This is a genomic window from Moritella sp. Urea-trap-13 (assembly GCF_002836355.1).
Classification (GTDB): domain Bacteria; phylum Pseudomonadota; class Gammaproteobacteria; order Enterobacterales; family Moritellaceae; genus Moritella.
In genome coordinates this window covers 50,823-74,373 of record NZ_PJCA01000031.1, presented here as the reverse complement: position 1 = coordinate 74,373, position 23,551 = coordinate 50,823, and the positions used below count along the sequence as shown (strand labels likewise).

Annotated in this window: 23 protein-coding genes; 4 read left to right on the top strand and 19 right to left on the bottom strand. The window is 42.7% G+C overall.

Annotation, left to right across the window (positions count from 1 at the left end; all coding sequences use genetic code 11):
* Window positions 1-58: 58 nt before the first annotated feature.
* On the bottom strand, window positions 59-733 hold the full coding sequence (locus CXF93_RS08405; protein WP_101061979.1) for an ABC transporter ATP-binding protein: 675 nt from the start codon (window positions 731-733) through the stop codon (window positions 59-61).
* Window positions 734-1,106: 373 nt separating this feature from the next.
* Here CXF93_RS08405 and CXF93_RS08400 point away from each other — a divergent pair, with 373 nt between their 5' ends.
* Window positions 1,107-2,240 (top strand): ABC transporter substrate-binding protein, encoded by a 1,134-nt coding sequence (locus CXF93_RS08400; RefSeq protein ID WP_101061978.1) that lies wholly within the window; start codon window positions 1,107-1,109, stop codon window positions 2,238-2,240.
* Entirely contained in the window at window positions 2,237-3,574 is a 1,338-nt protein-coding gene (locus CXF93_RS08395; protein ID WP_101061977.1) for a GGDEF domain-containing protein, read from the top strand. Before CXF93_RS08400 ends, CXF93_RS08395 begins: the two co-directional genes overlap by 4 nt.
* A gap of 109 nt (window positions 3,575-3,683) precedes the next feature.
* Here CXF93_RS08395 and CXF93_RS08390 read toward each other — a convergent pair whose 3' ends face one another.
* On the bottom strand, window positions 3,684-4,895 hold the full coding sequence (locus CXF93_RS08390) for a DEAD/DEAH box helicase (protein ID WP_101061976.1): 1,212 nt from the start codon (window positions 4,893-4,895) through the stop codon (window positions 3,684-3,686).
* Window positions 4,896-5,138: 243 nt separating this feature from the next.
* Here CXF93_RS08390 and CXF93_RS08385 point away from each other — a divergent pair, with 243 nt between their 5' ends.
* Together CXF93_RS08385 and CXF93_RS08380 are read left to right on the top strand one after the other, a co-directional pair.
* Entirely contained in the window at window positions 5,139-6,236 is a 1,098-nt protein-coding gene (locus CXF93_RS08385; RefSeq protein WP_101061975.1) for a YcjF family protein, read from the top strand.
* Window positions 6,223-7,773: a GTPase family protein gene (locus CXF93_RS08380; protein ID WP_101061974.1), complete on the top strand. Its 1,551-nt coding sequence runs from the start codon at window positions 6,223-6,225 to the stop codon at window positions 7,771-7,773. Before CXF93_RS08385 ends, CXF93_RS08380 begins: the two co-directional genes overlap by 14 nt.
* Window positions 7,774-7,876: 103 nt before the next feature.
* Here CXF93_RS08380 and dsbD read toward each other — a convergent pair whose 3' ends face one another.
* The 17 genes from dsbD to CXF93_RS08295 form a co-directional block, all read right to left on the bottom strand.
* Window positions 7,877-9,838 carry a protein-disulfide reductase DsbD gene (gene dsbD / locus CXF93_RS08375; RefSeq protein ID WP_101061973.1) on the bottom strand — a complete coding sequence of 654 codons (1,962 nt, stop codon included), beginning with the start codon at window positions 9,836-9,838 and terminating at the stop codon, window positions 7,877-7,879.
* Window positions 9,835-10,722, bottom strand: a complete 888-nt coding sequence (locus CXF93_RS08370; protein ID WP_101061972.1) for an FAD:protein FMN transferase — start codon at window positions 10,720-10,722, stop codon at window positions 9,835-9,837. The genes dsbD and CXF93_RS08370 overlap by 4 nt, the downstream gene beginning before the upstream one ends.
* Window positions 10,712-11,917, bottom strand: coding sequence for a DUF3570 domain-containing protein (locus tag CXF93_RS08365; protein ID WP_101061971.1), 1,206 nt, complete (start codon window positions 11,915-11,917; stop codon window positions 10,712-10,714). The genes CXF93_RS08370 and CXF93_RS08365 overlap by 11 nt, the downstream gene beginning before the upstream one ends.
* A gap of 117 nt (window positions 11,918-12,034) precedes the next feature.
* A complete protein-coding gene (locus CXF93_RS08360; RefSeq protein WP_101061970.1) occupies window positions 12,035-12,751 on the bottom strand; it encodes a DUF4266 domain-containing protein in 717 nt (238 codons plus the stop codon).
* Window positions 12,748-13,212, bottom strand: a complete 465-nt coding sequence (locus tag CXF93_RS08355) for a TlpA disulfide reductase family protein (RefSeq protein ID WP_101061969.1) — start codon at window positions 13,210-13,212, stop codon at window positions 12,748-12,750. The genes CXF93_RS08360 and CXF93_RS08355 overlap by 4 nt, the downstream gene beginning before the upstream one ends.
* A gap of 76 nt (window positions 13,213-13,288) precedes the next feature.
* The gene (locus tag CXF93_RS08350) at window positions 13,289-14,476 is read right to left on the bottom strand and encodes a VWA domain-containing protein (RefSeq protein ID WP_101061968.1); all 1,188 of its coding nucleotides are present in this window, start codon (window positions 14,474-14,476) and stop codon (window positions 13,289-13,291) included.
* Window positions 14,473-15,084, bottom strand: coding sequence for a tight adherence pilus pseudopilin TadF (gene tadF, locus CXF93_RS08345; RefSeq protein WP_101061967.1), 612 nt, complete (start codon window positions 15,082-15,084; stop codon window positions 14,473-14,475). Before tadF ends, CXF93_RS08350 begins: the two co-directional genes overlap by 4 nt.
* Window positions 15,074-15,544, bottom strand: a complete 471-nt coding sequence (locus CXF93_RS08340) for a TadE/TadG family type IV pilus assembly protein (protein ID WP_101061966.1) — start codon at window positions 15,542-15,544, stop codon at window positions 15,074-15,076. The genes tadF and CXF93_RS08340 overlap by 11 nt, the downstream gene beginning before the upstream one ends.
* Complete coding sequence (locus CXF93_RS08335) at window positions 15,541-16,347, bottom strand: tetratricopeptide repeat protein (RefSeq protein ID WP_101061965.1); 807 nt, start codon at window positions 16,345-16,347, stop codon at window positions 15,541-15,543. Before CXF93_RS08335 ends, CXF93_RS08340 begins: the two co-directional genes overlap by 4 nt.
* On the bottom strand, window positions 16,347-17,243 hold the full coding sequence (locus CXF93_RS08330) for a type II secretion system F family protein (RefSeq protein ID WP_101061964.1): 897 nt from the start codon (window positions 17,241-17,243) through the stop codon (window positions 16,347-16,349). The genes CXF93_RS08335 and CXF93_RS08330 overlap by 1 nt, the downstream gene beginning before the upstream one ends.
* Entirely contained in the window at window positions 17,243-18,175 is a 933-nt protein-coding gene (locus tag CXF93_RS08325) for a type II secretion system F family protein (protein WP_101061963.1), read from the bottom strand. Before CXF93_RS08325 ends, CXF93_RS08330 begins: the two co-directional genes overlap by 1 nt.
* The gene (locus CXF93_RS08320; RefSeq protein ID WP_101061962.1) at window positions 18,175-19,530 is read right to left on the bottom strand and encodes a CpaF family protein; all 1,356 of its coding nucleotides are present in this window, start codon (window positions 19,528-19,530) and stop codon (window positions 18,175-18,177) included. Before CXF93_RS08320 ends, CXF93_RS08325 begins: the two co-directional genes overlap by 1 nt.
* A complete protein-coding gene (locus CXF93_RS08315) occupies window positions 19,530-20,348 on the bottom strand; it encodes a hypothetical protein (RefSeq protein WP_101061961.1) in 819 nt (272 codons plus the stop codon). The genes CXF93_RS08320 and CXF93_RS08315 overlap by 1 nt, the downstream gene beginning before the upstream one ends.
* A gap of 2 nt (window positions 20,349-20,350) precedes the next feature.
* Window positions 20,351-20,980 (bottom strand): CpaD family pilus assembly lipoprotein, encoded by a 630-nt coding sequence (locus tag CXF93_RS08310; protein ID WP_232784150.1) that lies wholly within the window; start codon window positions 20,978-20,980, stop codon window positions 20,351-20,353.
* Between the two features lie 7 nt (window positions 20,981-20,987).
* Window positions 20,988-22,385, bottom strand: a complete 1,398-nt coding sequence (locus CXF93_RS08305; RefSeq protein ID WP_101061959.1) for a type II and III secretion system protein family protein — start codon at window positions 22,383-22,385, stop codon at window positions 20,988-20,990.
* Window positions 22,382-23,245: a Flp pilus assembly protein CpaB gene (gene cpaB / locus CXF93_RS08300; RefSeq protein ID WP_101061958.1), complete on the bottom strand. Its 864-nt coding sequence runs from the start codon at window positions 23,243-23,245 to the stop codon at window positions 22,382-22,384. Before cpaB ends, CXF93_RS08305 begins: the two co-directional genes overlap by 4 nt.
* Before the next feature lie 55 nt (window positions 23,246-23,300).
* Window positions 23,301-23,534 carry a Flp family type IVb pilin gene (locus tag CXF93_RS08295; protein ID WP_232784149.1) on the bottom strand — a complete coding sequence of 78 codons (234 nt, stop codon included), beginning with the start codon at window positions 23,532-23,534 and terminating at the stop codon, window positions 23,301-23,303.
* Window positions 23,535-23,551: the final 17 nt, after the last annotated feature.

Sequence of the window (23,551 nt, the reverse complement as noted above, 5' to 3'; positions counted from 1 at the left end):
CCGTCATATCCACCGCAATTGCATCGGCCAACTTGATTATTTATATCTATCCCCCCTTTCAAAGTACCTTGCTAATTAAGGTTAGCTGACCATTCGCTAATTGATAGGTTTTGTCCATTTTGCCCGCCACATTGTGGCTATGTGTAACCAGCACGAGTGCAGTATCGTGAGATTTAACTAACTTGACCAACAGCGCCACCACGCCAGCACTATTATTATCATCCAGATTACCGGTCGGCTCATCAGCAAGCAGTAATTTCGGTTGGGCGCTCATCGCCCTAGCAATCGCGACGCGCTGTAATTCGCCACCAGAAAGAGTCGAAGGGTATTGCGTTAATAAGGATTGGATATCTAACTGTCGTGCCAAATCGCGGCACAGAGAGGCATCGTAGCGCCCTGCCAGACGGGCGCTGAAAGCAATATTATCCTGAACCGATAAACTAGATAATAAGTTGTACTGCTGAAAGATTATCCCTAACTGTTTTTTTCTCAGCCCACTCAGCTGCTGTTCGCTCGCTTGTGCCAGTTCAACCCCAGCAAGGGTGATCTGTCCTTGCTGTATTGGCTCTAGCCCAGCAATAAGATTAAGTAAGGTGGTTTTACCGCTGCCACTGTCCCCCATCAGTCCAATGCATTCACCTTGCCCCACTGCTAAACTTAGATCTGACAGCAACTGTCGTTGGCCATGGCCGTCCGAGACCTGATGGCTAAGTCCTGCTATGGTTAATGACATTCTTACTCCTTGGCACATAGTGCTTACAAGTCGATGGAGATAGCACGAATGCCACGCCGTTAGTTTAACAATAGTGCGAATTTAACAAGATTGGTACATTTATTCAGTGGCTTGATATCGGGGTCTTGGGCGTGAATTTGTATTTTTTGAGGCATTTTAGCGACAAGTTCTTACAGACTATATATTGACACGACATTCAAAATTGTTAATATTCAGTGAATAATCATGTCACCATAGTTATGTTGATTCGGTAACATAACGTAAATGTCTATTTAAGGGCTCGGATGCTAATTTAATAACAGTGAAATATCCCGTTGTTCTGAAGTCCTTTTTAATTAATTAGCATGTTGCGTTAACTCCGGAGTCTTATTTAGTGTCATTAATTGCATCTCAAGTCATGAACGTATTCAAGTGCCAGCTTGTTTTTCTGCTCCTGATATTTGTTCCCACCGTTAATGCAACGTCACATACTGTTGTCTTCATTAGTCCTGGACATGCTGATCAAGGTTTTTGGCAGGCGGTAACTGATACGATGAGTGCCGCTGCCGAACAATTGGATTTTGAGCTCGAAGTTCATTACGCCGATCGCGAATGGGCAAAGATGGTTCGCATTACAGAGCTTGTAGTTGCCCGAACTGACAAGCCTGATTTTTTAATACTGGTTAACGAATATCAACAAGGTGCACGCTTGCTAGCATTAGCGGATAAGGCTGGAGTGCCGACTTTGATGCTATTAAATAGTTTGACCCCAGAGCAACATAATATCTACGGCGCACCTCGCGGCCAGCTCAAAAACTGGTTAGGTAGCCTAACGCCTAATAATGAAATCGCCGGATACGAAATAGCACAGTCCTTAGTACGTCATGTTAACCAGGAAAATAACCCGCCACCAATCGCCTTACTAACCTTGGCTGGTGACAATAAAACACCAGCTTCACAAGCAAGGCTTCGGGGTTTAGATCGTGCCCTAAATGACTTTCCAGTATTAAAAGAACAGCGTCGCGTCTCCGTTAACTGGTCAGGGGATGAAGCTTATAAGCGGACGCGCCTCTGGTTACAAAGCGGACAGCCATTAGGGGCAGTTTGGGCGGCGAATGATGCCGTAGCTTTAGGCGCTATCAAAGCCATTCGAGAGGCCGGATTGAAACCCGGTATTGATGTCAAAGTCGCAGGATTAAACTGGTCCCAAGACGCCATTGAGCATGTCATAGATGGCGAGATGACGTTAACCCATGGCGGCCATATTTTTGCTGGTGCCTGGGCCATAGTGATGCTTTATGATTATGTACAGGGGCACGACTTTAACAGCATATCTGCGGAGGTGGACTTTCCCATGACCGCGATTAACCAAGCCAATGCGCCTGACTACCTCAAACATTTTGGCCGTCAACAATGGTCTCATATTGATTTCAAAAACTTTTCTTTGACACATTCAAAAAAATTAACTGGCTATCAATTTACATTACCCAAGCTATTTCAATCTCTACGAGAACCGATACAAAAATGAGTACCAAATCAACAATGAATTATGGTCAAGGCTTAGCATTTCGTCAGGCTTATTTGACGGTCGGCATTGCTTTGCTGGTTGGTTTTCTTATGGCACTGATATTATTAGTGTTCGAATATAAAAGTGAACAGCGTCGTATCGAACAGCAGTTACACAGGATAATAGAAGCGTCATCCGCAGCTGCTGCAGAGTCTCTGTGGACACTGAGCACCGACTTGGCTAACGTGGTATCAGAAGGACTAGTAGGCCACCCTTTTATCGTTGAAGCAAAAATTGAAACGTTTACTGGCACTATGCTGAGTCAACGCAGTAATCCTATTATGTCTGAATCCTGGTTAGATAATGTATCGTGTTTATTTGGCGCAGCAAAAGTGAAAGTGATGCCGCTATTTCACGGCAAGGATATTATCGGGTATTTAAAGTTGAAGATTGATCTGTTACCAGCACGGCAAGCATTTTTTAACATCATGCTGACTCTTTTTATGGGCGAACTGGTAAAAACCTTGATTTTGGCGAGTGCCTTGCTGGCACTATTCTATGTGACACTAGCACGCCCTATTCGAAATTATGCGAAATGGATTGAGCAGATTGATCCAGATGATCCTGAAGGCTGGCAGCAAGCCCCACCAAAACGTCAACAGCATGATGAGTTGACCGTTTTCGGTGAATCCATCTTCCAACGCTTTGTACAGGCGCGGGTCTATTTTTTGGAATTACAGCAAACTCGTCGTGCTCTGAACATCTTAAATCTGGAATTGGAAGACCGCGTACAGGCAAGAACCAAAGAGTTGAAAGCCGCTCTAGCCCGTGCAGAGCATTTGGCTACGACAGATGTGATGACAGGTATTCCTAACCGCCGTAGTTTTATGGAACAAGCAAAGAAAAGGCATGCGGAGTGGTTGCGATGTCAGCACCCCTATGCTTTGCTGATGATAGATTTGGATAAATTCAAGCCGATTAACGACACTTATGGCCATCCAGCAGGGGACCAAGTGTTGATATCTGTCGCCTCTGCTTTACGCCAACATACTCGAACAGAGGATATAATCGGCCGCATAGGTGGGGAAGAATTCTGTGTATTACTGGTTGGTGTATCCGAGGCTGGAGCCATGACGTTGGCCGAACGTATTCGTGTTGAAATAGCGAAATTGTCAATTGAGTTTGGAGGGCTAACTATCTCGGTAACGGCAAGCTTTGGACTAGTGCCGCCGGAACTATTACAAGCAGATTTCGATGAAGTACTTAAAAACGGCGACCAGATGTTATATCAAGCTAAAAATGAAGGGCGTAATCGAGTTTGTATTTTACCAGGCACAAAAAAGCGACTCAAGTGAGTCGCTTCAATTCATACTAAGTACTGTTAATTTTCAGTACTATCTCTTTTCAACACTACCTATTTTTAATACTGGCTATTCTTAATAAGCCAAGCTTAAAGAACAGTTCTTATTTTTTTACCGGACGTCGACGACGTGGCGGTTGTGAACGTTTTGGTACATAACCTAAGATAGAATCAGGGATACCCACTTTCGCTTCAAAACCTTCCACTTCTTTACGTTCAATAACGTGCTCTAGCAATTGTTCGATAGCACATAAGCTACGGAAATCATCACGAGATACCAGTGAAATAGCTTCACCCGTTGCACCAGCACGGCCAGTACGACCAATACGGTGAACATAATCAGCGGCTTCTTCAGGTAGATCGTAGTTAACTACACGATCTAAATCATCAATATCAATACCACGAGAAGCAACACCAGTTGCAACAAGTAAGCCTAGATCACCGGCTTTAAATTCTGCAAGTAACTGCTCACGCATCGCTTGGCTACGGCCACTGTGGAATGATTCCGCTTTGATACCGCGTTTTTCAAGCTGAGAAACTAATTTAGCCGCGCCACGTTTAGTCTCAATAAAGATCAACGCTTGCTTCCAGTCATTTTCAATAATCAAATGGCTAAGCAATGCAGATTTCACATCTTTATCAACCACTGTTAACCACTGGTCAATTTCTGGTGCAGTTGTGTTTTCTGGTTCAATCGAAATTTCCAGTGCGTAGTTAATCGCAGTTTTTGCTAAGAAACGTACTTTGTTCGATAACGTTGCCGAGAACAATAAGTTTTGACGTTCTTGCGGTAAACGCTCGATGATTTTGTTGATGTCGTTAACAAAACCCATGTCTAGCATTCTGTCCGCTTCATCAATAACCAATACTTCTAGTTCATCAAAATGAAGTGCACGTTGATGGATCATATCTAATAAACGACCAGGCGTCGCAACCAGAATATCAACGCCTTCGATTAGACGTTGTTTCTGTGGATCTATGTCAACACCACCGTACATCGCCATTGATGTAAGGTGTAAGTGACGACCGTATTGCTCAACATTTTCAGCTACCTGAACCGCTAGTTCGCGTGTTGGCGTTAAGATCAGCGCACGAATACGTTTACCACGTAATGTATGTTTGTGGCTGAACATTTGTAATAGTGGTAATACAAAACTTGCTGTTTTACCTGTGCCTGTTTGCGCAGCCGCGATCAGGTTTTTACCCGATAAAATAGCCGGTATTGCTTTTTGTTGAATTGGAGTTGGTTGCGTATAGCCTTGTTCCGCTACCGCTTGTGTAATTAATTTGTTTAATCCAAACTTAGAAAATGGCATTTTTAATCTCAGGTATTTGATAAATAGGTAAAATAAACTTCAATAGGTAATAAACTGTTAAGGTCGGAATAAGTAACAGTTGGATATTGGCGTGCATTCTAACACGAAGCAAGGCTCGCGGGGTAATTTAACGTTTACTGTTTTTATGTCATATTGTGAAGACTTATTCAAAACGAAATATGCATGAATAACAAAATACATTATGATTTCTATACTTATCGTTTATGAGGCAATAAAAATAATATGTTTGATGCCATAAAAGAATTTATCAACCCAAGTAAAAACCCAGATATCGCCAAAGCATTCGAGTATCAAAATACGTATTTGCCGACACTGTGGTTATTAGGTAAAACAGGCGCAGGTAAATCTTCGTTAATACAAGCTATCACTGGCGATAGCGATGTTGAAGTCGGTAATGGTTTCGAACCTTGTACCATGACATCGCACGCTTATAACTACCCTAAAGCAACGCCCTTACTGCGCTTTCTTGATACCCGAGGATTGTCAGAAGCAGATTATGATCCGGCAGAGGATATTGAGATCAGCGCGCAACAAGGCCATGCTTTACTTGTCATCGCTAAAGCTGAAGAACCTGAACAAAGCGATGTTATCAATGCATTGCAGAAGATTAAAAAGCAAAATTCAATCAAACAAATCTTAATCATCCACACCGCGGTTAAACAAGTAAGCGCCGATGAGCAAGCTAAAACGGTGCAATATAACCAGCAACAGTTCGAGAAAATATGGGGTGAGCAGCTCGCTTACCTTGAAGTTGATTTTGAATTGGCCAACGGCGAGACATTCGGTATACCCGCACTAACAGAAAAGCTGGCCGAACTATTACCGATCATCCAACAATTTAATCAACAGCAGCAACATGACGATACCGAAGGCGCTAACTTTCAAAAACTAAAAACTGAAATACTCTGGTACGCAGGTTCCGCTGGCGCGGCTGATGCAATACCCGCCGTGGGTTTAGTCGCAGTGCCAAGCATTCAAGCAAAAATGCTCCACAGTTTGGCAAATCAATACGGTGTCGATTGGGATAAACAGGCCTTTGCAGAGTTTATCGGAACATTAGGATCTGGCTTTGCCTTTCAATATGCGTCTAAGCTCGGGATCCGCCAGTTAGTTAAACTCATTCCAGCTTATGGACAAACCATCGGCAGTGCATCTGCTGCAGTCATTAGTTTTGCATCCACCTATGCTATTGGTCGCGCTGCGTGTAAATACATGTACCATAAAAGCAAAGGTGAAACGGTGTCGAATCAAGATATGCAGGACGTATACAAAGACGCATTAGCAAATATTAAAGAGGTAGCAAAAAGTGAGACGCGTTAAAAACAGCCTGACTCAATTAGACAAGCTTTCAAGTGGTGTCACCGCCGTACTTACTTTGGCTATATTGCTACCAGTATTGGTACTGTGTGGCTTTGGTTTATACGCCATTATCCAATATGGTTACACCTTACATTTTGCTATCGCGCTGGTCGCTAGTTTTTTCCTTTTCTACATCCCCTTGCTATGGCTACGCAGAAAAGCCAACATCAAAGTAGCGACACAGGAAGTCAGCGAAGACAGCGAAGACAGTCTCGTTCAAGCTTCTGCTGACTGGTCTGAAGCTGAAAATGTAATTTGGCAGCGCCTTAATGAAAATATTGACACACAATTAGCCGAAGATGATGCCTGGGGATCGTTAAAAAACCATGGTTTAGTTATCGCCAATGCGACTGCACAAGCATTCTCTCGCGGTGATTTACAATTTTCAGTCACCGACGGTTTAAAGCTACTGGAAGAAGTCAGCAGACGTTACCGTGCAACCCTCAAAGACAACGTGCCTTTTGTTGAAAGCATTAAAGTCTCACACCTCAAGTTTGCTTTTGATCACCAAGACAAAATAGCAACCGGAAAACAAGCGGCAAGCTTAGTCAGTAAAGCTTATCGCGTTTATCAATTTATCAACCCTGTTGCTGCGATCACTAAAGAAGTGCGCAACAAGTTGCTCGGCGATATTGCTGGTAACGTCGGCGATAATTTACAACTCAATATGAAACGCGCATTTCTGCAAGAAGTGGCTGCCGTTTCGATTGATTTATACAGTGGCCGCTTTTCGATTGAAGATAAAGACATTAAGAAAAGTACTATCGCAGTGGAAGATGAGCAAAGTGAGCCTAAACCACTAGAGCCTCTACGCATTGCCGTTATCGGACAAATTAGTGCGGGTAAGTCATCGCTGATTAATACAATTAAAGGCGCTCTGGATGCAGAGGTAAGTGCACTGCCCTCTACTAACGCAGTGAATGTCTATAGCTGTGCCGTCGGTGATATTGAAGTGCTGAACTTGGTGGATTTACCCGGCCTTGATGGTAATGACAAAACCAACAAAACAGTACTCAAACATGTGACGAATGCAGACATGGTGCTGTGGGTGTTAAAAGCCAACCAATCATCACGCCAACTTGATCGCCAATTTATGCTCAGCTTAGAAGAGTTTTACGCGCACAAGGATAACTTACATCGTAAGAAGCCTGTGTTTACCGGGATCTTAAATCAAGTTGATAAGTTAAAACCGTTAGCAGAATGGTCGCCACCTTATGATTTAAACCAGCCTGATTCGCCCAAAGTGGATACCATCAATAAAGCCATTGAATACAATCAAAAACTGCTCAACTTGGATAACATCATCCCGACATCGTTTTCTAGCGAATCACAGGTCTGGGGGCTTGAAAGTTTAGAGCAACTGATTGCCAGTAATCTCGATGCAAGCATTAACGTGCAACGTAATCGACAACGTTTAGAGGGTGGCAATACCAGTGCAACAGCACAATTTAAGCGCGTATTTAAAGGTGGTAAAAGCCTGTTTAAAAACATATTGTAAATCTGTCTATATGAGCCAGTCTATATAAGAGAGTTATAAGCAGTAATATTGGGCTAGTTTTATCTAACCAGCCCAATATTACTGAATAACCATATAGACTAAACTAGCTCACAGGTACAGTGCCCACAACCAGTTCCAGATGCGCCAAGAACTGCTGTTTATCCATTTCTCCAACAACGCGTAATTGTTGCAACTCCTGACCATCGGCATCAAAGAACATCATACTTGGTGGACCAAATAACTGCGCTTTCGCCATCCAGTCAGATTGTGCTTTGGTATTGTCGGTAATATCAAACTTCATTGCATTAATACCTGTCATTTTAGCGACCACGTCTGCATGAGAAAATACCTGCTTATCCATCACTTTGCATGATGTACACCAGTCTGCGAACAGATCTACCATAGTCACCGCTTTAAGCGCAGGTAAGTTATTAATTGCCGTTTCAATTTTAGTTAGCGACGCTGTTTTCATAAATAACGGTTGTGAACCTTGTTCAGTACCTTTATTCATCACACCTCGCTGGGTAATATGTTGCAGCGGATCGGCTAAATCATCAGCCCCCGTCACCACGCCAATCATAAGCATCGCGCCATAAACCAAGGATACGAACACCACCACGTGACGTAACCAAAATCGACTGACTTGTATATCAGTCATATTATGGATGTACATCGCACAGCTGATAATCAACAGCGCCCATAATCCAAGTGTTACCGATGGTGCTGCAAACCGGCTTATCAGTAATATCGCTATCGCTAATAACATCACGCCAAAACCTTGTTTAACGCGGATCATCCAAGGACCACTGCGCGGTAAGAATTTCCCGCCTGATGTACCAATAATCACTAACGGTACGCCCATGCCTAACGCCATTACAAATAATACACCACCACCGAATAGCCAGTCCTGTGTGGTCGATACATATAATAATGCCCCCGCTAAAGGTGCAGACACACAAGGTGAAACAACCAAGGCAGAAATAGCGCCCATCATGAACACAGTAAATACCTTTCCGCCAGATAATCGTTGTGATTGGTTATTTAACGCCACCTGCAATCGCGATGGTAATTGCAGTTCATAAACCCCAAACATAGCTAAAGCAAGTAATACAAACAGTCCCGCAAAAATCACCAACAACCAAGTTTGCTGCATCGCAGCTTGGATATTAATACCTTGACCCACTGTCGCCATCAACACGCCAATCATGGCATAGCTCGATGCCATGCCAAGCACATACGCTAACGAAATATAGAAACCTTTCCACCCAGTCATGCCATCACCTTGCCCGCCAATAATACTCGATAAAATCGGGATCATCGGCAACACACAAGGCGTAAATGCAAGCCCTAAACCAAGTACGAAGAATAATAACAATGCTTGAGCACGCCCGGTACCAGCGAGCATGCTAGCCAAACCTTGACTGTCATTCGCCGTATCATTAACAGCCGCTACCAATGAACTGCTTGCTGCTGTTGTGTGTGCTTTTACCGCAGCAGTTATAACAGCAGGAACCTTATTTTCATTCACTCCCTTAGCATCGTTAACATCAATGCCATTAGAATCAACCGCACTCACATTAATTATTTTACGTTGTGGTAAATAACATAAGCCGCTATCGGCACAACCCTGATAACTGACCTTCACATTACCACTGCCAGTGAAAGGTAACGTGATCGTTAACGCTTGATGATAAACTTTAACTAAGCCAAAGTTAGGATCTTGCTTCTGCTCTGCCTGCACTGAGAATTGCGGCTTAGCTAAACTGATATCACCATTTATATTACCATCGAGATCACTATTGATAGCTTTAAACAAAAAGCGTTTATGGTAAAGGTAATAGCCAGCTTGAGTCGCAAAGTTAAGCACCAATTTATCGCCATCAGTCGAGCGAGATATTTGAGAGGTGAATGGAAATGCCTCGTTTACCGTTAAAAATTTGGCCTGTGTATTACTGCCCGCTTGTGCCCAGGTTGATACGCAGATACTCATGAGTAACATCAGGAAAATAATGCACTGCGCTACAGCCTTATTTGTCTGTAGCGATGTTTTTAAAAATAACTTCATAGTAATAAAAAATCCGTATTTTGGTGAACATTTAATTGTTCATCTACCAGTGCAAAACCGATCTCTTCAGGAACGGTTAAACGAGGGTTAATTGTTAATGCGGTACTCATGATCCCAGCTTGTAAAGCCGTGTTCGCGACAACGGTTACAGACATAACCTGTTTATGAGTATCCTGCGAAGCCAGTATGTGCGAACTGTCATGATCTGAAAACTGCTGTCGCCTGGCATAATGTGCCGACGTGGTCAGCGCTTGATTACGTAACGGTAAGGCAAACAACGCTTGTGTTTGCTCATGGGGATTAACCACCCCGACAATAAAATCATCACCATCAGATTTTTTACCTGCAACACGAATATCACCACCAAAGTTAATCAGTACACCACTGCTTGATGCTGATGCCATCGCCAGCGCTTGATCAACAGCGACTTCTTTAATCACACCACCAAGGTCTAACTGAGTAAGTGGAAAATGTAAGAGTAAGTAATCATCTTCAATCTCCCAGGCGCTCAGCCCCATATAAGGCGCCGCATCTTGATAGATTTGCTCTCGCGTTAGGGTACTGCGCTGTAATAATGCTTTCACTGTGCCAACGGTAATATCAAAAATACCCTGCGTTAACGCACTATAATCACGAACCTTGGTTAAAATATCGCGAGTCTCAGCATCGACCATTACCCGCTTGCCCTCTCGCTGATTAATCAAGGTAGTGAGCATGGACGTATCCGAATAGAAGTTAAACTTGGCTTCCAATCGTTTGGTATTTACTTCTATATCACGGGCTATTTGCGCGGCATTAGTCGCAGCATCAATCGTAATTAAAGTCACTTCACAAGGTACAGTCATGCCCATAAAATGGTGCGTATAGGCTTGGTTAGTAGTCATAAGTCACTCCCACTGCCCACCAATTACTGGCATAACCATTACTCTGTTCATAATAAGCAGCCAAGGCATTCATACGCCATTTAGACGATAACTTAATGCTTGCACCCAGTTCATAGGCATTAGCATTAAAATCACCTAACCGAATATCTGAAGTGGCGTAACCTGTTGATGCAAAAGTAGGATCTTGTGCTTTAGGATCAATAAAGAAGTTCGCCCCTTGTTGGGTGTACCAAAAATAACCTGGCGCAAACGTTAACCAATCAGTTACTTTGACACTCATTTTACCGCCGAGTTGATGTGACGTTACGCCCCAGTCATCGGTAAAGAATTTATAACGAGGACGAACAACAACGCTGTCGCTAACGCTGTAGAATGTTTGCAAGTTCACGCCACCAGAAATACGAGTATCAGGACGTGAATCTTGTCCTAAAAACACCTCATCATCACCAATTGAACCGTCACCATCAATATCTACTTCACGTAGTACGGTCAAATAATGATTACTTAAATAACCACTTTTATAACCGCCATAAGCCGTGAAAATGGCATATAAATTAGGTGTGAATACTTGTGACATGCCCACTTCCATACTCGATGTGAAAATGTCTTGCCATGCTTGGGCATTACCACCATTTTGATATTCTTGGAATGCTAATGTCTGATCCGTCAATATCGAGCCACCAACACTAAACGAACGGTTTTTAGTATTGTCGGTATAGAACAGCGCTTTCGCATTGGCGCCCATACTCTTGTAATCTTCCTCTTGCGAATAATTTACCCCGGCAGTCCATTCATCACGGTCTTTATCACGGTAGGTCACATTAGTTGACGCAGAATAACGGGTATCTTCTAGCTCAACAGGACGTATTTCATAATTGCCACGATGGGGGTCATAACCCGCTCGGATCACTTCCGAGGTCATATTTTGTGCATCTTGGGTAATTTGGTCATGTGAGCCAGATGATGGTGTCGTCGCGACCCAAGCTGGAGAAGCGCCAGAAACAGTGTCATAACCCAATTCAGCAGTAATGGTCCAATCTAAACCAATATTTTTTTCTAATGACAACACATTATCACCGGCTTTAACTTTATCGCCGTATTCTTCAAAGTTCATATGATGGATAGAAATGTGATCGGCTGCAGATGCTGAACCAGCAACAAGACCAAGTATCGTTAACGGTAATTTTATATTCATTATTTTATTCATCTTTAATTAGTTACAACAGTGGCTTATCAACAGTGACTTATCAGCTATTCCTTATAAACCACTCATGATAAAACAGGATAAGTTTACAGGCGGTGATGGGTATATTTAGTTACAGCCACAACCGCCGCCCCCTACGCCATTACCACCAATAGAACCTTGTTTATAGGCAAATACTTTTTCAGAGAAAAAATCAAATTCAGGTACTTCCCCACCAGGCTTCATTGCCTTTTTCGCTAGCGTGCCTTTTTGCCAAGGTTTAACCGGTTTAACACTAAACCAATCACTTATCGCAGAGAATAATGACGGTTCTTGCTGTTTCTCGTTGGCTTCTGGGCGCGCTAATCCTGCCGTATTCAAAATAGGATGAACAGGCGTTGGCATAATGACAGCTTGCATTGTCGGTTTAACTGCTGGCTCAGAGAACGTGGCCAAAGGTAATTGCGAGTTAGATCTGACAAGTGAACTCACCGACACCATAGATACAGATGTGATTTTCGCGGGTAAAGGTAGGCTCAACGCCGTTTTATTAACACCACCTGCACTTGCAGGTATTTGCTTGCTTTGCGGCGTCTTAACAACAGAGAGCACAGCTTCGTCAGTAGAATGTTTAACCCTTGTTGACTGAGCCTCAATTGACGATACTTTTTTTAACGGTACAGGTGTTGAAGATACAGATGTTGTTTTCTGGCTTTTATACACCACTCTCGACACTGATTCTGAAACTTGATAGTGATCATTCAAGGCTGTTTCAACAACTGCGGCCTGCAATCCAAAACTTAAAACTGAAGACGCTAATAATGTTAATTGTGAATAGTGCTTCATTGGCTTAATCCCATCGCTTTCAGGTCACTCATAATGACGTCACCTATATGGTTAATCGCGCCATAACGCACCTTAAGCACTTGCCCCTGATAAACGTAATACAATGCAGGCATACCAATAGGTTGAAAGTCATCAACTAGAGTTTGTTTATCGTCATTTACTACCCTAAAGTTGAGCCCAAGAGATTGCTGAAATGCAATCCCTACAGCCATATCCTCATCAACATCAACGCCGACTACATCAACCCCTAATGCACCTAATTCGGGAGTAAGTTCATTCACTTCCGGTAATTCCGCACGACAAGAAACACACCATTCGGCAAAAAAATCAATCAGCGATACACGGTTTGGATCTAAGCCTAATTGCGCCTGTGCAGATGCTGATAACATCTCACCTTCTTGATAAGCATGTGCTTGGCTAGACAATAATAATGTGAACACCACAAGCCACTTTTTAAACATAACTACCTCTAATATAATAAATAAAACATTTCTTAAAAATTAAAAGCTTCAAAATAAAAGCTTAAAAACTAAAACGCTACTGACCCAACACGAGCCTAGGCTTGGATTCAACCTTAAGTGCATTCTCAAAATAAACGGCTAGATCGGCACTGTTTTTAGCATCAAACACCGCACCAGTACGGCCTGCGCATTGTTGAAATTGCTTAATACGATTAGCAGATACGCCAAAACCAATAAAGCTCACTTCAATGTTTAAGTTTTGTTGGATTTCGTCACATAAACCCGCATTCATTAGGTCATCAAAATGCCCTCCGCCGTTATCAGACCCATCGGTAAACAAAATTAATCGTTGAGTTAGTGACGAAGATGTCACAGGGGTAATCTTCCATTCCAGCTGCCATTTTTCAGTAAGCGTTCTAACGCCCCAAATCAAGCCTTGATAAGATGCGGTAGTACCACTGGTACTTAAGCTGTTAACATAATCAATAACGTTATTGAGATCGTTTGTAAGTGGTAAAATAAATGCAGTCTGACTACAACGATCTAACCACCGCCCAGGTGTGACCTCTTTAAAATCAAGGTTTTTAGATGACGAATTTAACAATTCTACCGTTTTGTCGGCATCAAAACTCCCATTGCGGTAGGCCAAGCCATCAACACATTTAGGGCTTGCTTTAGAGCTCGGAAGCCAAGGTGCTGCAGTCACCCCTACTCCGGTTTGAAAAGGCACAATAGAAAAGCGAACTTGATTATTACCCGGGTCAATGTCGCTTATCACATCGGTAATGATTCTTTTTAGTTCAGGTAAATCCGACACCATCGAACCTGAAATATCAAGAACGAGTGAAAAATCAGTCTGATTTTGAATTACATTCGCCACTAATTTAGAGCTAGATCCGCTATTTGATGTGACCAGACTTGAACTATTAACTTCAACTGGCAGTAATTTATTCATTGCTGGCTTAAAATGATATTGCACTGATATATTACAAGCCTTGTCACCATCCAAGCTGACACTATTACCAAGCGCAGGCAGCACAAAGTTAGGTCGGTAATAATTCAAAATACCGTCAATAACAGTTGGAACATTACGTTGTTGATACGTGCAGGCAAGCCCTGCGGCTTCAGCGGCTTGACCCGTTCTAATCACAACTTGGCTGTACATCGAAAAAAACACCGTCATGGCTAATAAGCTCATAATCGCGGGTAACATAAACGTGAATGTGAGTGCTATTGCGCCACGTTGACGTGATATGGACATCATATTTTACGCCCTATTAATAACGCCGAGCTTTGATAATAACGATCACTGAAGCTACGTATAAATAAAGGGGTAATACCATTACCAAAGCTCTCGATACCCTTAATACACAGGGTGACTTGAAATAATTCAGCCCGTAGTCCATCATTTATGCTCGGCGTCATCCCTAAGGGTGATAAATCCTCTAATGAGGATAATGACGTAGCCGCGTCACACTCTACCCCTCTATTTAAAGAGTACCGTTTTGAGTTTTTGGTTGAAGGATCAAAGACCAGCCTTTCAACTTGAAGTCCAATATCAGCTGACGATTCAACAATTAAATCGTTGAAATGCCGCAGTGCAACTTGAAATAATGAATCCGCTACTTGATCCGGAATGACACCTGGAGTAACAGGACTTGAAGCTGGCTTATTCATGCCATTATCACATTCAGCACAAGCTACAATTGATGTCAGTGAATAAGCTAACGCATTAAGTTGGTTCTTGTGGTTGATCCCTTGGTTTATCTTTATGACAAATAAAACAAGAATAACCATTACTAATGTAATGATAGGGAATTCGATGACACTACTGCCACGCTGAGCAGCATGCGGCCTGCGTTTAGTTAGCATAATTAGCACTCCGCTCTACAGTCACTAACGTCGTGCGTTTAAAGTTGGATAAACGCTCAAAACCATCAGAAAACCCTGCAACAAATAGCGCTTTATACGGATACAACAAGGTAAACTCAGCGAAGTCTTGCCCGTCAAAACTGGCTACAAAATCATCATTTTCTAATGCAACCAAACTGGTAAAATAATGAGCTTGAACAGTGATGTTGTTACCATTCAATAATGGTAACTGTTGTTCTGACAGGGTTAATTGTAATTTGGCGGTTAAATCTTCACGCGAATGATCAACCACTAACTCTCGCGTGGCTGAAGCTAAGGCAACATCAACCATGCTGCTCACCATCATAAAACGGCTAATTTCGATCAATCCCAACAACAATACAAAAAATGGCACAATCGTCACTGCAAATTCAATACTAACGCCACCTTGCTGACGATTTCTCATGTTAGACAGAGTCATTGTTTAACCTGCTCTGTCAATAACGATCCTTGCTGTGACAGGCCTTGATAAAGCTGCTGATAATAAGCAAGGTTATTTTCTAATTCAGCTTTAGTTAGATCTTGTTTTGCAATTGTTTCTGCAGCTTCAACATCGCCCTTCATAGCAAAAGCTAAGGCCAAATTCTGGCGGCTTTTAGACGTCGAACTACCACGTAAATAATGTGAATAAAGCACACCGATACCTTGCTGTGGTTGCCCATCTAGAATCCAAGCGAGTGCTAAATTATTACGGTATTCTAAATTGTCTGGTGCATTAGCAAGCGCACCTGTGAACGCGATTCTTGCTTGAGGATAGTCCTTAAATAATGCGTAATTAATGCCTAAACTGTTTAATGCTTTAGCATCGTAAGGTAATAATTCAGCTGCTTTTGTTAAATCTACAATGGCCCCATCTAAATTACCTAAACCTTGCTGTGCATTGCCTCGTTCACGTAATATTTGACCATGTATCACAGATGATTTATTGGTCTCAGTTAACATCAACGCCTGTGCTTGATTAAGATAATGCAGTGCTAAATCAAATTCAGACATTTTGTTGTAAGCAGTTCCTATCGCTAACAACAGATCGGTATCGTTTGGGTGCAAATCGAGTTGCTTACGATAAATAGAGATCGCACTGTCTGGTCGGCCACTATCAAGTGCCAACTTTGCTAGGTCACGATCCGAGTGCATTTCTTCGGTTTGGCTTAATTGATTAGTGCTACAGCCAGATAACATGAGCAAGCCAAACATAATAAACGCTTTCACCAGTGACTTTTTCATCACATACCTCCAAGGCTATCTAATAATGCGATGATCGTTGGTGAAACGATCAGGACGACTACAGGCAGCATGATTAATACCACCACAGGTAATGACATTTTCGCAGGGATCTTACCGACTCTCTCTTCTAGACGTAAATATTGATATTGACGGCTGTCACTGGCGATTAAGCGCATCGTAGGCGCTATCTTACTGCCATATTTTTCAGCTTGAGATAAGGCGATAACCATGTTTTCAACTTCCACTAAACCCGTTCTCTCCGCCAAGTTATTTAATGCCGTAATACGAGAGTCCAATAAACGTAACTCCGCTTCAGTGATTAACCACTCACGTGATAATTCAGGAGTAACGGTAGTCATTTCACGGCCAACACGTTGAAATACGGCTTCCAAGGTTAAACCTGATTCGACACAAATAACCATTAAATCAAGCGCATCAGGTAGCGCTAGCGCAATACGGTAATTAACAGTGCGGGCACGCCATTTCAGCCATTGTTCAGCAACAAGCCCGCCAGAAATAGCAAAGATCAAGGTCTTAGCCATGACGAATTTATCGGTATCAAAATTGACATACCACTGCCACGCCATCGCACTAATAAGCATTAAGCTTACTTTGCACAATAAAAATATAGCGCTTGCTCTTGGGCCATGAAATCCAGCTTTAACCAATAGTGCGCTAATATCAGGCGCGACAGTTAAACGGCGTAACCAGCCAATTTTTGACGCTGATTTACTTAAACCAAGAGACGAATATTGCTGTTGTGCCGATTCCGATGCTGATACCAACACCAGTCGTTTTAACAGCTGCTCACGGCGCTGTGCTGGAGCACTAAATAACAGTGCTATAACCGCGCCAGTAATAAGCAAAGTAACGGCTATCCATAAAGATAAAGACATTAAGCTCTCACCTTCGTTAACAAATGAATAATAGCGAAACCAAGCGCCATACTGGTAACCACATAACCTAAGACTAAATGTCCACTCTGGTTTTGAGTTAACGTAATAAATACACTCGGATTTTTAAAGAACATCACCGAGATAAGGACTACCGGCAAGCTTGCTAAAATAGCGGCTGTCATGCGCGGCTCTGCCGTTAAACTTCTGATCTTCATCTTTATAGCGGAATTGTCATGCACTGTTCGACTCAAACTATGTAATACCTCACGCAGCTGACCACCATTTTCTTCGTTCAAAATTAATGCCACGCTAAAGAAATGAAAACTCACATAAGGCAAACGAATACGGGCCTGGTTTAGCGCTTGCTTTAGGCCAATACCAATCTCTAATTTATCGCGGATCAAACCAAACTCGCGCCCCAATATCCCTTGTTGATAATCAGCTATTTGAGCGATAGCTTGCGGCACTGAAATACCTGCCGACACAGCCCGTGACATTTGACCTAATACTTGCGTGAAACCAGCATTAAATTCACTATGTTGACGCACAGTCATGATCCAATAGCTCACAGCCAATACCGCAAGCATGATAATCGCAATAATCATCATTCTTATTAGCAGTGTAAAAAAAGGTAACGTAAACCAGACAACAACAGCCAAAATCGCTAACAATAGTTGTATAAGACGCTTAGCTTTACGGTCAAATAAGGCGTCGATACGCGCTTTCAGATCGTGACTATATTTCAATAAAGGGCTCGTTTTTTGCGCCCAATGAAATAATGTTGACGTCGCTTTACTATCTGCACTATTCACTGTTGATATCGAACTTAACCGACGCTTTAATACCTGTCGTTGACGCTGATGCTGTAAGGCTTTATAACTACTAAACACAAACATAATCAATAACAACAGGCCTGTCACCATGACTGACATTATCTAACTCCCATGGCTTGTTTTAACTGAGATTCAAGTTGGTAGTAACGCGCCTTTTCACTAAAACGCGGCAATATTTTCGTGGATAGAAACTCCCCAACAAGATCACCGTTAACGTCCATGTGCTGATAATCAAAATGGAACAAATCATAAGTAAGGTATTGATCACCTTCAAGGCCGACGACCTCGGTAATATTAACCACTCGACGTTTACCGTCTCGCATACGTTCCACTTGTACAACCACATCCAAAGTACTAGCGATTTGGCGGCGTAAAGCAGACACAGGTAAATTAATCTCTGCCATTAACAGCATGTTTTCTAAACGGATTAACGCATCGTGCGGTGTATTAGCATGCAGCGTTGACATAGAACCATCATGACCAGTATTCATCGCCTGCATCATATCAAACGCTTCCGCGCCACGGACTTCACCTAAAATAATTCGGTCAGGACGCATCCGTAATGCATTACGTAACAATTCACGCTGACCAATGGCTGCAGCGCCTTCGATATTGGCAGGCCTTGTCTCAATACTCACCACATGTGGTTGCTGTAACTTTAATTCTGCAGCATCTTCAATCGTAATGATGCGTTCGTCGGGTGAAATACCAAACGACAATGCATTCAGTAATGTCGTTTTACCGGCACCTGTACCACCCGAAATCAATACATTAACTCGGCAGCGAGCAATAATATTCAGCACATCTGCCATATCAGACGACATGGCTCCGAGCGCAGCAAGTTGCTGCAAGCTATGTTTTTGCTCATTAAATTTACGGATAGAAATACACGTACCATTTAATGCCAATGGTGGAATAAGCACATTCACACGGCTGCCATTGGGTAAACGCGCATCAACCATCGGCGTTGTTTCATCCACACGGCGACCGATACGGCTTACTATTCGGCGCGCTAAATTCAATACATGTTCTTCATCGCGAAAGCTAACATCAGCACGCTTGACCTTACCGCGATATTCAACGAATACCTCGGTATGACCATTAACCATGATGTCTGTTATCTCAGGATCATCCATTAACACTTGTAAAGGACCCAACCCCAGCATTTCATCAACAAGACGCTGGCTGATATTACGCTGCTCAGTTCCCCCAATTGGAAATTGCTGACGAGCAGCAATATCACCGACGGCTTCAAACGTACGAACTTCAAGTTCTTCAGGCGTCAGCGTGACAACGACAGCAGGAGCAATAATCGCCATTATCTCTTGTTGGATAACACGAAAACGTTGCTCTTCAACATTACTATTCGGTGTGACGTCCGCAACATCCGTGGATACGGATAATGTCAGTAATGACTCCGTTGGCGTCGGTGTGACTGTATTAGTTCCAAACATTACGCCCCCTTACGCCAGCGAAACACACTAGGCTTTGATACTTTTGATTCACCACTAATAACAGCAACCAATTTTTTCAATGCTTTTGCACTGCGGCTTTTTTGATTAATAGCCAATAAACCGAGCGCATTACCGGTCCGCATATCCTCTGGAGAATACGGAATTTCAACATCCAATTTACGGTCCAAAGTCGCCGCGACATCATTAGTCGTAATTAAGGATTGTGCTGCGGGTTTCGTGTGATTAAGCACCACGATCGTGCGAGTATCTAATGAGTCTGTAGATGCTAATTTCGTCAATAATTGATTGCTGCTGCGGATAGATGCCAATGTCGGTTCAACAATCACCACGCGAATATCACTGCGATTTAATGTTTCAAATCCCACTTTATCGCGTAAACAGAATGCAGGAATATCCCAAATAACATGGTTTGCTTGTTCTAGGCAAAAATCAGACACTTTATCCATACTTGCAACATCAGGCCAAAAATGCAGTTCAAAACCAGATGCATAACCGGTGAATAGGTATAAATCATCATTAACCTTAACCCCGCTACGTTGATAGATAACAGGCTCTAAGCGGTCTGGGAATTGCAGCATTTCTAATAATGCGTTGTTCGCTTGCACACTAAACTGTAAGTCTAAGTCACCCGTCAAAAAATCAAGATCCGCACAGGCGACACTGGTCTGACTCAATTGAGATAAACCCCAAGCAATATTGGCGATTAACGAGGTTGTACCAGCGCCACCTTTGGCACTCACGACTGCGATCTTATGACGCTTTACATGACCATTCGCGATTGGATTAGACGCTTGCATTATTACTGCCCTCCTAAGCTAGACGAAATACTACTGCTGTTATTTTTATCTGCTTGTTCGCTGTTGCTGGTCGTAGGCTGATAATAAGTATCCACTCTTGATACAGCTTTACGGCCCTCTGTTGCATCGAGCGTACGCCCAACAGCAAGATCTCTTGGTGTTGCAACCATTTGCGCTAAAGCACTCGCATTAGCGCAACCAAAGTTAGGGCTCGATTTGAATTCATTTAACACACTGTGTTTCTGCTTCCCCGCAGCACAATTCGGTACTAGGCTACGATAAGATTCAACGAATAAGGCTACATCAGCTACCGTCGATGTTTCAGCTACTTCGCTCGTTACCTGAGATGGATACACACCAGCTTGTTTTAACAATGCCGTTAATGCAGGTACCGCACTCACGCCTTTGCTGCTATAAGTAGCTATTTTTATTCGCAGTGCTGACGAATCACCTCGTTGATAAATAAATTCATTCAACGCGACCTGATCACTTTTTGATAATCCCTTTTGATCCAGTTGTAACGCTATTTTGTGCGTAACGGCTTCTACTTGAATTTCAGGTTGACGCTGCACAGAATCAATTGCACAAGCACTCAACAAACCACACATTATTAATATCGAAAATATCCGCATAACTACCTCAGTAATAAAATCCGTTATCGCCAAGCAGTCGCGGTTGGCGATTGTCAGTGCGATTTTCATTGGTTGTTGAACTTGCTGTTTGTTTTTCTATTGGCCAGGCTAATAACCGTTCAACATCACTCATCGGGATCAAACCATCTGTTGGCAACGCGAGTGTGTCAGAACGAGTCGGCTGGACTAAATAAGCGGTCGCAATAATAATAAGTTCCGTTTCTTCACGTTGAAACTCGGTTGAACGGAATAGCGCGCCAAGTACTGGAATATCACCCAACAATGGCATTTTTTGTAACTGTTCAACATCTTTTGATTGCAATAATCCACCCAATGCAAAGCTTTGACCACTGGCCAGTTCTACCGTCGTCGCAGCTCGGCGCGTCACAAACGTTGGGAATGAAGAACTGCCTTCCTGCCCACCAATTTGCACGCTGGTTTCCGAAGATACCGTGCTTACTTCAGAAAATACTTGCAGGCTAATTTGATTGGCACTTAATACCGTCGGTTTAAAATCAAGCTTCACACCAAACTGCTTATATTCAACTGACGCCGTATCGTTATAAACCAAAGGCAATGGGATCTCGCCACCAACGAGAAACGAAGCTTCTTCACCACTCATCGCGGTTAAATTAGGCTCAGCGAGTACCGACATCATGCCGTTAGTTGCCAATGCATCAACAATCACCGACAGGTCAGCCCAGCCCGCAGGGTTCATACCACCAAGTTTGCCGCCGTAATTATCTAAAAAGGCAAACGTACCAGTACCAAAACCTTGCGAGCCCCATTTAATGCCCAATTTGTTAGACACCTTACGAGAAACCTCAGCAATACGAATACGCAAATTAACTTGATTTGGCATAGTGACTTGTAATTGATTGATTAACTCATCGTCATCCGTTTTGGCGACTGGCGCGGCGGTAGTTGTGCCACCTTCCGAGCTAGTGCCTTGCTGAACCTCACTTGATTGTGCTAACGCCGAGACATAACCTTCAGATAAACGAACTATCTTTTCCGCCATGCTTGCTGTTGGTACTTGTCCTTTTAAAAACAACTTACCGGCTGTTGATTCCGCGTTAAATATTGCATCAGGAAATTCACTGTGAATCAGCGAATTAAGCTCAGCTATATTATGATTAACTTTCACTGTCGCAGAATAAATAACGTTTTCTTTAGCATCGAGTACATACAAAGACGTGCTGCCAGTTTTCTTACCAAACACCATGATTTTGGTATTGGTTAAAGTTTGGTAATCGGCAATACCACTACTCGCAATAAAAATAGACTTTGCAGTGCTTGGAAGAACCACTAATCGCGCTTTGTTTAATACCACATCCAACGTTTGCGCTTGTAACACAGTGCTGAGTAGTAATAGCGACAATGCACTTACTAATTGCTTAATCATTTTTCGCTTCCTGCATTATTCATCACTCGTTTATCCTTGGCACGAAATTCAACTAAACCAATATCCGGTTGGACTTGTTTAATTGCAGGTAAAATATCATCGACATTTATAGCTGCGATCTCCGCATTATCTGTATCCAAGTTGTTTTTACTGCGTAAGACCATCGACAATGTACCCAGTTGATTGGCTAGCGTAATTTGGTTTGCTTGTGTCGGTGACACTTCTAGCGTCACGGTACTGTTATCTGGAAATACGCCTTTATTATTTTTTTGCTTTTCCATATAACGCGTAAGCTGTAAGGCGTCATTAAATGCCAACACGCGGACGTTCTGTGCGATAGTTTTAACGTATAAACTTTGGGTTTCATTACCACGAGAGCGAAGTTCTTGCTCTTTTGATGCCAGCAGTAATACATCAACATGATCACCTGGACCAATTAAACCTGAGTTAGCCGTGACTTGATCAACAGGTACTGAAACTGCACGATAACTGGGACGTAACATCACCGACAAAAAACCGCCTTGCTCAGGTTTCAAAAAATCAGACGGGCTTAATATTTGTCCTACGACAAAATCATTCGCTGCCACGGTATTGTCTAACGTCGACATTAAGAACGTGGCTTTATCAATAAAGTCGATACGGTCACTAACATCCTGTTCATTTACCGTTTTCCAGGCAAATAACGAGGCGCTATAAGGACGACCAATAGCGATATCCTGCGTGGTAACAAGTGCTTCATAAGTCTTAACGATATTCTCTGTAGGTGTACTGATCACTGGCGCGGACAAGCTGAAAAATAGCCAAACCAACCCAAGTAAAGACGTACAAACAGACAGATAAACTAAACGTTTTGCATGCATAATTGTTGCTTCTATTAATACGGCCGAAACCGTATATCCTCTGAGTTAATGTCTATTATTTATCAGCTTGGATCGTTTCAAGCTTTTCAATTACAGACCCATAAGTATCTTCAATTGCGCCTGTAAGCTTGCCGTCAGAACCAAGAAATTGCAGCATAAGAAGTGACATAGCCGCCGCTAAAATTGCATATTCAATTGCTGCAGCGCCACGTTGTTTTTGTTTGTTGTTTTTCATTTTTTTCTCTATTATTTTATGGTTATGGTTATTGAGTGTTTTTGCAGTTAACATTAGCTAACTGCCTTAAC

Coding starts and splice junctions, on each gene's coding strand:
- CXF93_RS08305 (WP_101061959.1), bottom strand. CDS start 22,385: ATGATTAAGCAATTAGTAAGTGCATTGTCGCTATTACTACTCAGCACT.
- tadF (WP_101061967.1), bottom strand. CDS start 15,084: ATGCTAACTAAACGCAGGCCGCATGCTGCTCAGCGTGGCAGTAGTGTC.
- CXF93_RS08320 (WP_101061962.1), bottom strand. CDS start 19,530: ATGTTTGGAACTAATACAGTCACACCGACGCCAACGGAGTCATTACTG.
- CXF93_RS08325 (WP_101061963.1), bottom strand. CDS start 18,175: ATGTCAGTCATGGTGACAGGCCTGTTGTTATTGATTATGTTTGTGTTT.
- dsbD (WP_101061973.1), bottom strand. CDS start 9,838: ATGAAGTTATTTTTAAAAACATCGCTACAGACAAATAAGGCTGTAGCG.
- CXF93_RS08295 (WP_232784149.1), bottom strand. CDS start 23,534: ATGTTAACTGCAAAAACACTCAATAACCATAACCATAAAATAATAGAG.
- CXF93_RS08395 (WP_101061977.1), top strand. CDS start 2,237: ATGAGTACCAAATCAACAATGAATTATGGTCAAGGCTTAGCATTTCGT.
- CXF93_RS08350 (WP_101061968.1), bottom strand. CDS start 14,476: ATGATGTCCATATCACGTCAACGTGGCGCAATAGCACTCACATTCACG.
- CXF93_RS08370 (WP_101061972.1), bottom strand. CDS start 10,722: ATGACTACTAACCAAGCCTATACGCACCATTTTATGGGCATGACTGTA.
- CXF93_RS08330 (WP_101061964.1), bottom strand. CDS start 17,243: ATGTCTTTATCTTTATGGATAGCCGTTACTTTGCTTATTACTGGCGCG.
- cpaB (WP_101061958.1), bottom strand. CDS start 23,245: ATGCATGCAAAACGTTTAGTTTATCTGTCTGTTTGTACGTCTTTACTT.
- CXF93_RS08315 (WP_101061961.1), bottom strand. CDS start 20,348: ATGCAAGCGTCTAATCCAATCGCGAATGGTCATGTAAAGCGTCATAAG.
- CXF93_RS08355 (WP_101061969.1), bottom strand. CDS start 13,212: ATGTTTAAAAAGTGGCTTGTGGTGTTCACATTATTATTGTCTAGCCAA.
- CXF93_RS08335 (WP_101061965.1), bottom strand. CDS start 16,347: ATGAAAAAGTCACTGGTGAAAGCGTTTATTATGTTTGGCTTGCTCATG.
- CXF93_RS08360 (WP_101061970.1), bottom strand. CDS start 12,751: ATGAAGCACTATTCACAATTAACATTATTAGCGTCTTCAGTTTTAAGT.
- CXF93_RS08340 (WP_101061966.1), bottom strand. CDS start 15,544: ATGACTCTGTCTAACATGAGAAATCGTCAGCAAGGTGGCGTTAGTATT.
- CXF93_RS08405 (WP_101061979.1), bottom strand. CDS start 733: ATGTCATTAACCATAGCAGGACTTAGCCATCAGGTCTCGGACGGCCAT.
- CXF93_RS08310 (WP_232784150.1), bottom strand. CDS start 20,980: ATGCGGATATTTTCGATATTAATAATGTGTGGTTTGTTGAGTGCTTGT.
- CXF93_RS08365 (WP_101061971.1), bottom strand. CDS start 11,917: ATGAATATAAAATTACCGTTAACGATACTTGGTCTTGTTGCTGGTTCA.
- CXF93_RS08385 (WP_101061975.1), top strand. CDS start 5,139: ATGTTTGATGCCATAAAAGAATTTATCAACCCAAGTAAAAACCCAGAT.
- CXF93_RS08390 (WP_101061976.1), bottom strand. CDS start 4,895: ATGCCATTTTCTAAGTTTGGATTAAACAAATTAATTACACAAGCGGTA.